At 66.1% G+C, this 12,394-nt stretch carries 12 protein-coding genes and 1 tRNA gene; 7 read left to right on the forward strand and 6 right to left on the reverse strand.

Annotation, left to right across the window (positions count from 1 at the left end):
• The first annotated feature begins 45 nt into the window (after window positions 1-45).
• From KBY73_RS14055 to KBY73_RS14070, 3 genes are all read left to right on the forward strand, one after another.
• Window positions 46-498: a hypothetical protein gene (locus KBY73_RS14055; protein ID WP_254937692.1), complete on the forward strand. Its 453-nt coding sequence runs from the start codon at window positions 46-48 to the stop codon at window positions 496-498.
• Window positions 499-517: 19 nt separating this feature from the next.
• Entirely contained in the window at window positions 518-892 is a 375-nt protein-coding gene (locus KBY73_RS14060; RefSeq protein ID WP_254937693.1) for a hypothetical protein, read from the forward strand.
• A gap of 665 nt (window positions 893-1,557) precedes the next feature.
• Entirely contained in the window at window positions 1,558-2,724 is a 1,167-nt protein-coding gene (locus KBY73_RS14070; RefSeq protein WP_254937694.1) for a class I SAM-dependent RNA methyltransferase, read from the forward strand.
• Here the strand turns inward: KBY73_RS14070 and KBY73_RS14075 are convergent.
• Together KBY73_RS14075 and KBY73_RS14080 are read right to left on the reverse strand one after the other, a co-directional pair.
• Window positions 2,721-3,107, reverse strand: coding sequence for a phage holin family protein (locus tag KBY73_RS14075; RefSeq protein WP_254937695.1), 387 nt, complete (start codon window positions 3,105-3,107; stop codon window positions 2,721-2,723). The genes KBY73_RS14070 and KBY73_RS14075 overlap by 4 nt on opposite strands.
• Window positions 3,104-3,526, reverse strand: a complete 423-nt coding sequence (locus KBY73_RS14080) for a glycine zipper domain-containing protein (RefSeq protein ID WP_254937696.1) — start codon at window positions 3,524-3,526, stop codon at window positions 3,104-3,106. The genes KBY73_RS14075 and KBY73_RS14080 overlap by 4 nt, the downstream gene beginning before the upstream one ends.
• 117 nt (window positions 3,527-3,643) lie before the next feature.
• Between KBY73_RS14080 and smc the strand changes: the two genes are divergently transcribed.
• The gene (gene smc / locus KBY73_RS14085; RefSeq protein WP_254937697.1) at window positions 3,644-7,252 is read left to right on the forward strand and encodes a chromosome segregation protein SMC; all 3,609 of its coding nucleotides are present in this window, start codon (window positions 3,644-3,646) and stop codon (window positions 7,250-7,252) included.
• A gap of 68 nt (window positions 7,253-7,320) precedes the next feature.
• Entirely contained in the window at window positions 7,321-8,397 is a 1,077-nt protein-coding gene (locus KBY73_RS14090; protein WP_254937698.1) for a PRC-barrel domain-containing protein, read from the forward strand.
• Between the two features lie 9 nt (window positions 8,398-8,406).
• On the opposite strand, the gene msrB is transcribed toward KBY73_RS14090, so the two are convergent.
• From msrB to KBY73_RS14105, 3 genes are all read right to left on the reverse strand, one after another.
• Window positions 8,407-8,850: a peptide-methionine (R)-S-oxide reductase MsrB gene (gene msrB, locus KBY73_RS14095; RefSeq protein ID WP_254937699.1), complete on the reverse strand. Its 444-nt coding sequence runs from the start codon at window positions 8,848-8,850 to the stop codon at window positions 8,407-8,409.
• A gap of 36 nt (window positions 8,851-8,886) precedes the next feature.
• On the reverse strand, window positions 8,887-10,182 hold the full coding sequence (locus tag KBY73_RS14100) for a glycosyl transferase (protein ID WP_254937760.1): 1,296 nt from the start codon (window positions 10,180-10,182) through the stop codon (window positions 8,887-8,889).
• Window positions 10,183-10,198: 16 nt separating this feature from the next.
• Window positions 10,199-10,280 (reverse strand) — tRNA-Leu (locus tag KBY73_RS14105).
• Window positions 10,281-10,410: 130 nt separating this feature from the next.
• Here KBY73_RS14105 and accC point away from each other — a divergent pair.
• Window positions 10,411-11,769, forward strand: coding sequence for an acetyl-CoA carboxylase biotin carboxylase subunit (gene accC, locus KBY73_RS14110; protein ID WP_254937700.1), 1,359 nt, complete (start codon window positions 10,411-10,413; stop codon window positions 11,767-11,769).
• A gap of 13 nt (window positions 11,770-11,782) precedes the next feature.
• Here accC and KBY73_RS14115 read toward each other — a convergent pair whose 3' ends face one another.
• Window positions 11,783-12,127 (reverse strand): YggT family protein, encoded by a 345-nt coding sequence (locus tag KBY73_RS14115; RefSeq protein WP_254937701.1) that lies wholly within the window; start codon window positions 12,125-12,127, stop codon window positions 11,783-11,785.
• Between the two features lie 90 nt (window positions 12,128-12,217).
• On the opposite strand from KBY73_RS14115, the gene psbX reads away from it, so the two are divergent.
• The gene (psbX, locus tag KBY73_RS14120) at window positions 12,218-12,340 is read left to right on the forward strand and encodes a photosystem II reaction center X protein (RefSeq protein WP_106632598.1); all 123 of its coding nucleotides are present in this window, start codon (window positions 12,218-12,220) and stop codon (window positions 12,338-12,340) included.
• Window positions 12,341-12,394: the final 54 nt, after the last annotated feature.

Consider the following 12,394-nt stretch of genomic DNA (forward strand, 5'->3'; position numbering starts at 1 on the left):
CCCTTTCTCTTGGAACTACACTTCTTCCATCTCATTTGATGTGAAATGTCTCGGCTTGGCTCCCTGCGCTCCGGCCTGCTTATCGCCCTGAGCACGGTGCTGGTTGGCTTTACGGCCACTGCAAGCGCCGAAAGCGGAGCCACCTCCACCGGCAGCTCCACCACTGCCACCTTGGGCGAAGCCCTTTCTGCTTCGACCCCGGAACAAAAAGCGCTCAGCGCCCATCTGAGCGCCAAGGGAGCTGTTTTTTACGGCGCCTGGTGGTGCCCGGCCTGCTTCCAGCAAAAAAACCTTTTTGGCAAGGAAGGCGGCAATTCCCTCCCCTATGTGGAGTGCGACAAAACTGACGCTGGCCGTAGCCGCTGCATGGCCGCCCAGATACGGGCTTTCCCCACCTGGGACCTAGCGGGCAAGGAGCGCCGCGAAGGGGTACAAACAATTGAAGAGCTCAAAGTGTGGAGCGGCTTTAGCGGAGCTGCCAAACCAAACCAGCCTTGACCCCTACTCGCCTCTCAATATGTCTACCAATCTGCTGAAAGCCGCTTTAGTTGCCGCCGTCGTGCTGCCAGCCGGCAATGCCCTGGCCCAAGGATTGGCGCCCATGGTGGGGGCCAGCGCGATTCAAGGCACCCTCCAGGGCACCTCCACGCCTGCTTACACGGGCGTGCTCGATAAGGCGCGCAACACCGTTAACACCGCCAGCACCCAGCAGGCTGCAGCAGGTTCAGGCTCCAGCCGGGGGCCTTCCCCAGCTCCGCTCGCTGGCAGCTCAGCTCAAAACATGGCTAGCGGTTCGCCCAGCGGCGCTTCGGTAAACGGCCAGGCAATTCCGTTGTGCTCCCATGGCGGCCTTTGCCAGGGCGCAGTGATGCGGGCAATCGGACGGCCCTGAAGCAGCAGCCGAGCAAGCCCTCCGGCCCCTTGTGGATCTCTGAAGCGCAAGGCTCAGAACAATCCTGGGGTTCTTGGCTGGGAATCAGGTGCAAGGGGCTCGGGCGGCGTAGGGAATCTGAACCGCTGCTCGTCCCAGGCTGCCAACAGCGCCGCCAAGGCCACCAGCGCAACCAGGCCAATCCCCAAAGACAGACCTGGGCGCCTAAATCGGGAGCGCCGCTGACGCTGGGGCGTCTGGGCTGCCCCCAGCGGCCTGGCACAACGGCCACACACCAGGCGACCAGCCAGGCTGCGATCCGCCTTAACCGACCAACTGCCGCAGTGGGGACAGGCCATCGCTCCGGCGAGCTGCAATGGGAAGGCCCCTTCCAGGGCCCATGGGTCAATTGGGTGATAAGGCTGACCTCACCCCATCTCCCTTACAGGGTCAGGCTGCCACAGGGGCGGTCTGACGGGAGAAACGAACGATGTTGTTCGCTGTTACGTGTTTGCTCTTACCGAGCAGGCTTCAGTCACCCTCCTTATACCCCGTCGAAACCATTGCAGCCCCGTTAAGTGGAGCTGAGCGGAATCGAACCGCTGTCCGAAGCACTGGTGTGAGCCACCTAGTCCGGCCGAAACCGGACTGGTTCATTGTGGCAGCAAGCAAGGGCAGACTCAGGGGTGGGCATCACCGAACCAAACAGCACATCAATCAGCGGCATAGCGGTTGTGCCACCGGGCCTCGAAGACGCCGCGGCGGCTGAGCTCACGGCCTTGGGTTGCCAAGCCGTAGCACGCCTACGCCGGGCCGTGCGCTTCCAAACAGACCTGGCTGGCTACTACCGGCTGCACCTGCAAGCCCGCCTGCCCTTCCGGCTCCTGCTTGAACTGGCTCACTTCCCCTGCCGCAGCAAAGACGAGCTCTACGACGGTGTGCAGCGCGCCGTCGATTGGAGCCGCTGGCTACCTCCTGGTGCCACCTTCCGGGTCGATGCCACCGGCAGCGCCCCTGGCCTCAACCACAGTCACTACAGCGCCCTGCAGGTCAAAAATGCCCTGGTGGATCTGCAGCGTCAGCAGTGGGGCGCCCGCTCCTCCGTTGACCTCGAGGATCCCGACCTCTCCATCCACCTGCACCTCGGCGGCGGCGAAGCAGCCCTGAGCCTCGATGGCAGCGGCGGCAGCCTGCACCGCCGCGGCTACCGGGCCGCCATGGGCCTGGCCCCGCTCAAGGAAAACCTCGCCGCCGGCCTGATCGCCCTCACCGGCTGGGATGGCTCGGTGCCCCTGGCCGATCCCCTTTGCGGCTCCGGCACCCTGCTGATTGAGGCGGCCTGCATGGCCCTAGGCCGGGCGCCAGGTCTGGGCCGCCACTTCGCCCTGGAGCGCTGGCCAAAGTTCGACTCCCAGCTCTGGCAGCAAGAGCGCCAAGCGGCCAGCGCCCTAGCCCTAGAGACGCTCCCCAGCGGAGAACCCCTGGCGCCGATCGTTGGCAGGGAGCAGGATCCCGGCGTGCTTGATCAAGCCCACAGCAACGCTGAGGCTGCCGGCATCGCAAGTGCCCTGGAACTGAGCCTGGGCGACTGCCGCGACTTCATGCCTCCGCCAGGGCCGGGGATCTTGGTGTGCAACCCGCCCTATGGCGAGCGCATCGGCGAGCGTGAGGCACTGGAGCCTCTCTACGCCGACCTGGGCCGCATGGTGAAGGAGCGTTGCGGCGGCTGGAGCCTGTGGCTGCTCAGCGGCAACCCGGAGCTCACCGGCGCCCTCAAGATGAAGGCCAGCCGCCGCATCCCAATCAGCAATGGAGGCATTGACTGCCGCTGGCTGCACTACGAGGTGCGCTAACGACCCAAGATTGCGCGAGTGGTTTTGCTTAGGCCGGCGGTGGTTTCCGGCAGGTAGGGGCCCTTGAGCAGCTGGCCGCCCACCCGCAGAAAAATCCCAGCCAGCACGAGATTCAGGGCCGCCACAGCCAAAGCAGCATGGATCCAGCTCAGCCCCTGGGCTGCGTGCAGCCCCAGCAGCAAAGCCAGCTCGGCGCCGATGAGGGCCAGCAGCAGCAGGGCTAGGCCGCCGCTGAGCAGCAAGGCCCCACTGATCAAGCGCCGCTTCTCCCGATCCACCTCCTGCAGAGCGATACGCACGTGCAGGTCCATAACCGAAGTCAGCAGGGCGCCAACCCGGCCCGCCGCCACCCGGGCCGGGCCGGGCGAGTTTTGGTCCGTCATGACGAACGCCGGCCCGAGGCAAGCAGCAAACCGAGCAGCACCCCGACGCCGGTGGCGATGCCAATCGCCATCAGTGGACGCTCCCGCACCGGCTTCTCAATGCGAGGCCGCAAGGTGGTGTTGAGCTCATCGAGCAGGTTTTCCAGCTGAGCCTCCAAGGGCGCCAGGTTGTCCGCCAGGCGACTGGTCTGGTCCCCCGCCACCTCGAGGAGGTCGAGCAGCTGGTCCTTGACCGCACTAGCGGTGCGGCCGGTCTGGCTGGAAATCACCTCAACCACTTCATCAAAACTGCCCCGAGTGGCCTCCAGGGTCTGGCGGGCAACCGCCGGCCACTCCCGCTGAATGGTGGGGATCAGGGTCTCAAAACGGTCGCGGAAGCCCTCGGGGCTGGCGGCGCGGGGAGGCGTTTCGGCGTTCATGGCAGTTCTGCGGTCATGGGGACAGGGGGCGACTGCGAAGCTCAGTCCTCAAGGTAAGGAGGGGGTTGAGCTTTCGAAAGCCTCCGCTACATTTCTGCTGCTCGGCGCACGGGCCTGTTGGTTCACATCAATCAGGTCGAGCTCACCCACTTCAAGTCCTTTGGCGGCTCGATCACGATCCCGCTGCAAGAAGGTTTCACGGTGGTCACGGGCCCCAACGGCTCCGGCAAGAGCAACATCCTTGATGCGGTGTTGTTTTGTCTGGGCCTGGCCAGCAGCCGCGGCATGCGGGCAGATCGTCTGCCCGATCTAATCAACAGCGCCATGCTGCGCGAGGGCAAGGTCGCCGAAACCTCGGTGAGCGTGCGCTTTGACCTCAGTGAGTGGCAACCCGACCAGGCCGAAGCTGGCCTGGAGCCGCCAGAAGAAGGGCCCTGGATCAAGCCAGGTCAACAGGAGTGGACCGTTAGCCGGCGCCTGCGGGTTGCCCCCGGCGGCACCTACGCCAGCAGCTTCAGCGCCGATGGGGTGAATTGCAATCTGCAGCAGCTCCAGAGCCAGCTGCGGCGCCTACGGGTGGATCCTGAAGGCAGCAATGTGGTCATGCAGGGTGACGTCACCCGCATCGTCTCGATGAGCGCCCGGGACCGGCGCGGCATCATCGACGAGCTGGCTGGTGTCGCCCTATTCGACAGCCGTATCGAACAGAGCCGCGGCAAGCTTGACGAGGTGCAGGAGCGTCAGGAGCGCTGCTCAATCGTGCAGCAGGAGCTGCTCAGCTCCCGCCTGAAACTTGAGCGCGACTGCGCCAAGGCCCGCACCTATCAAGACTTGCGCCAGCGCCACCACAACGGCCGCCTGCAGGAGCAGGTGCTGGCCTTTGAAGCAGCCCAGGCGAACCAGGCTGCCCTGCTGCAACGCAGCGCCAGCCTCGCCAGTCAGCAACTGGCTGAACGTGAGGAGATCAGCGAGGGCGAAACGGGCCTGGCTGCTGCCGCCACCGCGCTCGAGCAACTCCAAGCTGAGGTAAAAGCCCTCGGTGAAGACCAGCTGATCGCCGTGCAAGCCGAGCTGGCAGGCCTCGAGGCCAGTGGCCGCGAACTAACCCGCCAGGCAGGCAAACACAAGCTCGATGCCGAGGCCCTGCAACGCCAGCGCCACGAGCTGGCCCGCACTCAGGGCGAGCTGCGCCAGCAGCAGCAGGCCCTCGAGGCCAGTTCGGACCAAGCCGCTCTCAACGACGCCGACGCCGGCTGCCGCGATGCCGAAGCCGCCGTAGAGCTGTCGCGCCGCCGGCTGGGCGAGGTGGCGGGGCGCTCCGGCAGCTGGTTGGAAGAACAGCAGCAGCGCAGCCGCGCCCGCCAGCAGCTGGGCGAGCAGATCAGCCCCCTGGAGGCCGAGCGTCAGCAATTACAGGAGCGACTGCGGCAGCACCAGGAGCGCCTGGCCGAGCTCGGCGCCGAAGAGCAGCAGGAAGGGGCCAGCCATCGCAGTGCCCAGCAGCAACTGGAGGCCACCGAAAGCAGCTGGCAGCAGGTGCTGGAGGCCACCCGAGCGGAGCAGCAGCAGGTGCAGGAGCTAGCCGAAGCATTGGCCCTGCAGCAGCGCACCCGCAGCCGCCTTGAGCAGGAGCAAACCCAGCTCGAGCGCGAGATCGCCCGGCTAGACAGCCGCCGCGAAACCCTGCAGGAAAGCCGCGGTACCGGAGCCCTGCGGGTGCTGCTGGAGGCCGGCCTGGACGGCATCCACGGGCCGGTGGCCCAGCTCGGCGAAGTGGAGGAGCGGGTGCGCTTGGCGCTGGAAGTGGCCGCCGGGGGGCGCCTCGGCCAGGTGGTGGTCGACGACGACCGCATCGCCGCCCGGGCGATCGAGCTGCTCAAAACCCGCCGGGCAGGCCGGCTCACCTTCCTGCCGCTCAACAAGATTCGGGGGGGCTCCGGTGGCGGCTCCAGTGGTAGTGGCGGAGCCGCACTGCAACGCGGTGGGCCTGCAAGCGGTGGGCTGGTGGGCAAGGCGGTGGATCTGGTGGGTTACGAGCCCGTTTACGCCGAGGTGTTCCGCTACGTCTTCGGCGACACCCTGGTGTTCGACAGCCTGGCCAATGCCAGACGCGAACTGGGCCGCTGCCGGGCCGTGACCCTCGACGGCGAACTGCTGGAGAAGAGCGGCGCCATGACCGGCGGCAGCCTGCAACAGCGGGGCAGCCAGCTCAGCTTCGGCCGCAGCCAGGACGGCGACGAAGCCGCACCCCTGCGCCAGCGCTTGCTGGAGCTGGGCGAGAGCCTGCTGGCCTGCCGCCGCAAGGAAGCCGAGCTGGGCCAGCAGCTCGAAGCCCTGCGCCCCCGGCTGCTCGCACACCAGCAGCGCCAGGCGGGCCTGGAGGCCGAGCGCAGCGCCGCCCAGCGGGCCCTAGCCCCCCAACTGCAACGCCAGCAGCAGCTGGGCAGCCGCCTAGGCCAACTGCAGGAGGCCTTGCAGAGCGATCTGCAGCGCCAGCAGCAACTTGATTCCCTGCTGTTGCCCCTGCAGCAACAACGCATCGCCTTGGAAGAGGCCGAGGCTGCGGTGCAATCCTCCGGTGATGCGGCCCGCTGGCAGGGGCTGCAGAGCGAGCTGGAGGCAGCCGACACGGCCCTGGCCGCGGCCCGCAGCCTGCGTGATGGGCTGCTGGCGGCCCGGCGCGAACGGGCCCTGAGCGCCGAGCGCCTCAGCAACCAGCTCGAGGCCCTGAGCGCCGATGAACAGCGGCTGGTGGCCGCTGTGAACACCCTGGTGGAGGAGCGCGCTCGCTGGAAAGAGCAGCACCAGGCGGATCAGGAGCGGCGCAGCACCTTGGCAGCCGAGCAACAGCTGCTGCAAACCCGCTTTGGCGAAAGCCGCCGCGCCCGCGATGCCGCCGAAGCCCAGCTGGCCGCCCAGCGCCAGGCCCTGCAACAGCGCCAATGGGAACTGCAACGCCTCGGCGAGGAGATCGAATCGCTGGCCGAACAGCAGCGTGGCGACCAGCTGCGCCTGGCCCAACTCGAGCGGGAGCTGCCCGAGCCCCTGCCGGAGATCCCCGAGGAGGTGCGGGAGGCGGGTCTGGAGGCCCTGCAGGCAGAGCTGCGCAGCCTGCAGGCCCGGATGGAAGCCCTCGAACCGGTGAACATGCTCGCCCTTGAGGAGCTTGAGCAGCTCGAAACCCGCTTGGCGGAATTGGAGGAGCGGCTCGAAGTGCTCAGCAAGGAGCGCGAAGAGCTGCTGCTACGCATCGAAACCGTGGCCACCCTGCGCCAGGAGGCCTTCCTTGAAGCCTTCACAGCCGTGGATGGCCATTTCCGCACAATCTTTGAAGGGCTGTCCGACGGCGAGGGGCACCTGCAACTGGAAAACCCGGAAGCACCCCTTGAAGGTGGCCTCACCTTGGTGGCCCACCCCAAGGGCAAGGCGGTGCGGCGTCTCAACTCCATGAGTGGCGGCGAGAAATCGCTCACGGCGCTGAGCTTCCTGTTTGCCCTGCAGCGCTTCCGGCCTTCGCCCTTCTATGCATTAGATGAAGTCGACAGCTTTCTCGACGGCGTCAACGTGGAGCGCCTCGCCGCCCTGATTGCCGGCCAGGCAGACCAGGCCCAATTCATGGTGGTGAGCCACCGGCGCCCAATGATCGCCGCCGCCACCCGCACCATTGGCGTCACCCAGGCCCGGGGCGCCCACACCCAGGTGGTCGGGTTACCGCCCGCTGCCTGAGCCGCCCCTTCCCCAGCGGAGCAGGTGAGCCACAATGGGCCGACTGGGCCACGGGTACGACCCTTTCATTGACCTCCTCCATCCCCCCTTCCGCTGATCCCGGGGCAACGGCTGCCGCCCCAAGTGATCGCCTCTGGTTGCGCTCCGAGCTGATGGGCACCCAGGTGATCACCCGCGACACCGGCCGCCGGCTGGGCGTGGTGGGCGAGGTGGTGGTGGATATCGACCGGCGCGAAGTGGTGGCGCTGGGCCTGCGCGACAACCCTCTGACCCGCTTCCTGCCAGGCCTGCCGCGCTGGATGCCCCTAGACCGGATCCGCCAGGTGGGCGATGTAATCCTGGTGGATTCCGCCGATTCGCTGGCAGAGGGCTTCAACCCTGACCGTTACAGCAAGGTGATCAACTGCCAGGTGATCACCGAAGCGGGCGACCAGCTGGGCCGGGTGCTGGGCTTCAGCTTCGACATCGAAACCGGCGAGCTGGCCACCCTGGTGATCGGCGCCCTGGGAGTGCCCCTGCTGGGTGAAGGCGTGCTGAGCACCTGGGAACTCACCGTTGAAGAGATCGTCAGCAGCGGCCCGGATCGGATCATTGTTTACGAGGGCGCCGAAGACAAGCTCAAGCAGTTGGGCTCCGGGCTGCTGGAGAAGCTTGGTATTGGTGGGCCGAGCTGGGAGCAGGAGGAGCGAGATCGCTACCGCACCAGCATGGTGCCCGTGGAAAACCAACTGGCTGCAGGCCAGCCGGCAGTGCAGGAACAGCGCCGCATCCAGCCGGCAACTAGCCAGAGCTTCGAGCCCGATGAGGAGTTCGATTACGTCGAACTCGATGAGCAGCGCCAACGGGAACCCCTGCGCCAGCGCCGCTACCTCGACGAGGAGGAGAGCCGCTACGAGCAACTGCGTTACGAGGAATCACGTTACGAACAGCGTCCAGCTGAACCCAGTCGCCGCCCCCTGCAGGCCGAGCCCCAGCCCAGGCAGGCACGCCCCCTCGAGGCTCGACCTCTTGATGCTCGACCTCTCGAAGCTCGACCTCTCGAAGCTCGACCACTAGAGAGGCGGCCCGCCCCCACCCCCTACCGCGAACCCCTGGATGTGGAGGCTGAAGACCTGGCCAGCAACGACCTAGACGATCCCTGGTAAAAAACCCTCTCAGCTCGCCTTGAAGGCCAGGGAAGCCGAATTGACGCAGTGGCGCTGGCCGGTTGGGGCTGGGCCGTCGTTGAAGACGTGGCCAAGGTGGGCGTCGCAGTTAGCGCAGCGAATTTCTGTGCGCACCATGCCGTGGGCGTTATCGGTGTGGGTGCTAATGGCTGCTGCGCTTACCCCATCCCAGAAGCTGGGCCAGCCGGTACCGGAATCAAACTTGGTGGCGCTGCTGTAAAGCTCGGCATCGCAGCAGATGCAGTGGTAGCTGCCATTGCCCTTCTGGTTCCAGTAGGCGCCGCTGAAGGCACGCTCGGTGCCGCCCTGACGGGCAACCCGGAACTGCTCAGGCGTCAGCTGCTGGCGCCACTGCTCCTCGCTGGCCCCGCGGGCCAAGCCACTGTCGAGGCCGCAGGCTGAAGGGTCGGAAGAACTAGCAGCGTCGGCCATCGAACTCAGTCAAAAGGAGTCGCAAGCCTAGGCAGCTCAGTTGGGGGATTTCAGCGTAGGGGCACTCAGCTCAGGGGGCAGCAGCTCCTGCACCAGGGCCGCCAGGCTGGCCACAGCCCCCGGCTGGCCCCGCAGGCTGCGCAGATCGGCGCGCATCTGCTCCAGTCGCTCCGGTGCCGCCAGCCAGTCGGCGGCTTCGGCGGCGATGGCCTCAGGGGTGATCGCCCCAACCCGCTCCGGCACCACCAAGCGGCCAGCGGCAATGTTGGGCGAGGCCAGAAAGCCCCGGTGGCGCAGCCGCCAGGCCGTAATTAGCACCCCAAACAGCCAGCGCAGCAGGGGCAACCGCCCCAGCATTCCGGCCAGTCCATCCCAGGCCTGCATGACGTGCAGGTGCTGGGTTGGCACCAGCACCAGCATCGGCACGCCCAAAGCAGCCAGTTCGGCGGTGTTGGCACCCACGGTGGTGAGGGCCAGGGAGCACTGGCTCAAGCTGCCGTAAGCCGGATTCTCCCGAACCAACCGAATCCTGGTGCCAGCTGGGGTCTCCAGTAGATCCGGAGCCAGCAGACGGGGCTGACCCGACCGGTAGGTACGGGAGATCGGATTGGCCGGGCCAGCCTGAATCAGCAGCTCCTCCACCGCAGTGGTGGGCGCCAGGGGCAACAGAAAGCGACAGCCTGGACGGAGGGCCGCCAGCCGATCGGCCGTCTCCAGCAAAAACGGCATACCCACGCGCAACTTGGCCCGCTTCGAGCCCGGCAGCAGCGCCAACCACTCCCCTGCCGGCAAGGGCGCCTCGCTACGGGCCGACTCGGAGAGGTCTGCCATCAGGTCACCCACCACCGTGCAGCGGGATGCCCAACGCGGTGCCAACTGATCAGCAGCCAGGGGCCCCATGGCAGCGATGCGGTCGTTCCAGCGGGGCCAGCGGGCCACCCATTCCGCATAGGTGAGATGGCGGTAACCCAGCCGTGCCGAGAGCAGCACGGTCCAAAACTGATCACCCCCTAAAAACACCACCAGTCCCTGGCGGGGCCAGGGGCCAAACCGCTTGGGGCGCAGTAGCAGCGACCAAAATTGACGCGCCGGCACGATGCGCTCAAACAGGCCCCAGGCGGCGGCGGCTCGATGCTCCTGTCCCGTGCCGTTTGGGCAGGGCACAAGCAACAACTTGAGGCTGCAGGCTGCCGCAGGAACCTCAGGGCGTAGCGCCATCTGGCGATGCAGGCGCTGGGCGAGGGGCCTAACCCAAGTAGACAGCTCTCCGGGGCCGTTGCTGACAAGCACGATCGCTGCCGAGGGCCGGATCGATTCGGGCAAGGCCTGGATGGCTCGAATTAAGAAATGCGGATGACGAGACTTGAACTCGTAAGGCCGAAGCCACACGCCCCTCAAACGTGCGTGTCTACCAATTCCACCACATCCGCATGTGGTTCGGATCGCTGGGCGTTCCGGTGCGAGCAATATACCCATCGCCGGCACCAGAACCCTCTAGGGGAGCTGTCCAGGCAGCACTGATACAGTCCGCCTCAGCCCATATCAGCTGAGACGCCGCGGATGCCCATCGGCAAGCTGCTGATCGCCAACCGTGGCGAGATAGCCCTACGCATCCTGCGCACCTGCCGGGAGCTCGGCATTCCCACCGTCGCCGTCTACAGCACGGTGGACAAAAACGCCCTGCACGTGCAGCTCGCCGACGAAGCCGTATGCGTTGGCGAAGCGCCCAGCAGCAAGAGCTACCTCCACATCCCCAACATTTTGGCGGCGGCCACCTCCCGGGGTGCTGACGCAATTCACCCCGGCTACGGCTTCCTGGCCGAAAACGACCGCTTCGCCGAGATCTGCGCCGACCACGGCATCACTTTTGTGGGTCCCTCCCCCGAGGCCATCCGCTCGATGGGAGATAAGTCGACCGCTAAGGCCACCATGGAGCGGGTGGGGGTGCCCACCATCCCCGGTAGTGCCGGCTTGCTGGCCAGCCCGGAGGCGGCGGCGCGATTGGCCGAATCGATGGGCTACCCGGTGATGATCAAGGCCACCGCTGGCGGCGGCGGCCGCGGCATGCGCCTGGTGCCTGGGCCCGATCAACTCGAGAGCCTGTTCAAAGCGGCCCAGGGGGAAGCGGAGGCTGCCTTCGGCAACCCTGGCCTTTACATGGAGAAATTCATCGACCGGCCCCGGCACGTGGAAGTGCAGGTGCTGGCCGATCGCCACGGCAATGTGATCCACCTGGGCGAACGCGACTGCTCGATCCAGCGCCGCCACCAAAAGCTGCTGGAAGAGGCCCCCAGCGTGGCCATCAACGCCGACCTGCGCCGCCAGATGGGCGATGCCGCCGTGGCCGCCGCCCGCACCATTGGCTACGAGGGCGCCGGCACCGTGGAATTCCTGGTGGACCGCAGCGGGGCTTTCTATTTCATGGAAATGAATACCCGGATCCAGGTGGAACATCCGGTCACCGAGATGGTCACAGGGGTAGATCTGATCGCCGAACAGTTGCGTATTGCCGGTGGGGAGCCGATCTCGGTCACCCAAGACCAGATCAAGCTCTGCGGGCACGCCATCGAGGCGCGCATTAACGCTGAAGATCCCCGCCAAAACTTCCGGCCCGCCCCTGGCAAAATCACCGGCTGGCTACCTCCTGGCGGCCCCGGTGTGCGGGTCGATAGCCACGTGTACACCGGCTATGAGATCCCGCCCTTCTACGACTCCTTGATCGGCAAGGTGATCGTCTGGGGCACCGATCGCCCCCATGCCCTCAGACGGCTGCGCCGGGCCTTGTCGGAATGCGCGGTGACCGGCATTCCCACCACCATCGACTTTCACCTGCAACTGCTGGATCGCCCCGAATTCCAGGCGGGCGACGTACACACCAAATTTGTGGAGCAGGACATGCTTCCGCAGAAGGGCAGCTAAGCCGGATCTGAGTTCAGCCGATCCCGACGCTCTGGGCCCGAAACAACACCTGACTGACAAGCCCCTGCTGCCCCACCAAAATTTCTCGCACCAGGCTGAGCAGGCCCACCCACACCACCGGCGTCACATCCACGCCACCGATCGGTTTGATCAGCCGACGGGTGAGGGCAAGCAAGGGCTCGGTAGGGGCTCCGACCAGGCGCATCGCTCCGCGGCTCAGATCAATCTGGGGATACCAGGTGAGCACGATCCGAAACAGAAAAAGCAAGGTCCAAAGCGCCAGGCCAAAGGCCAGGGCCAAGTGCAAGCCGGACAACAACGGCAGCCAGGACTGGGGTAGGGAGGTGGCTGCCGTCACAAAGCTCTAAGTAGCTGGGCTCCCAGCGTAGGAAGCCGCCATCACTGCCTAGGATCGCGCCACGAATCAAGCCATAGAGCTGTTCCTGCCATGACGCCATCCCTGGCCAATTTCCTGACCAGCCTGCTTGCCGGCGCCGTGATCGTGGTGGTGCCCATCACAATCGGGCTGGTGCTGATCAGCCAAAACGATCAGCTTGATCGTCGCCTTTGAGCTTCCGGCACCTGAGTAACTCCAGGTCTCTGGCTGCTCGGGCTCACCTGCCTA

It is taken from the genome of Cyanobium sp. Tous-M-B4, assembly GCF_024345395.1.
Lineage (GTDB): Bacteria > Cyanobacteriota > Cyanobacteriia > PCC-6307 > Cyanobiaceae > Cyanobium_A.

Excerpts from the sequence above, each read along its gene's own strand:
- accC (WP_254937700.1), top strand. The coding sequence starts at position 10,411 with ATGCCCATCGGCAAGCTGCTGATCGCCAACCGTGGCGAGATAGCCCTA.
- KBY73_RS14055 (WP_254937692.1), top strand. The coding sequence starts at position 46 with ATGTCTCGGCTTGGCTCCCTGCGCTCCGGCCTGCTTATCGCCCTGAGC.
- KBY73_RS14080 (WP_254937696.1), bottom strand. The coding sequence starts at position 3,526 with ATGAACGCCGAAACGCCTCCCCGCGCCGCCAGCCCCGAGGGCTTCCGC.
- psbX (WP_106632598.1), top strand. The coding sequence starts at position 12,218 with ATGACGCCATCCCTGGCCAATTTCCTGACCAGCCTGCTTGCCGGCGCC.
- KBY73_RS14060 (WP_254937693.1), top strand. The coding sequence starts at position 518 with ATGTCTACCAATCTGCTGAAAGCCGCTTTAGTTGCCGCCGTCGTGCTG.
- msrB (WP_254937699.1), bottom strand. The coding sequence starts at position 8,850 with ATGGCCGACGCTGCTAGTTCTTCCGACCCTTCAGCCTGCGGCCTCGAC.
- KBY73_RS14075 (WP_254937695.1), bottom strand. The coding sequence starts at position 3,107 with ATGACGGACCAAAACTCGCCCGGCCCGGCCCGGGTGGCGGCGGGCCGG.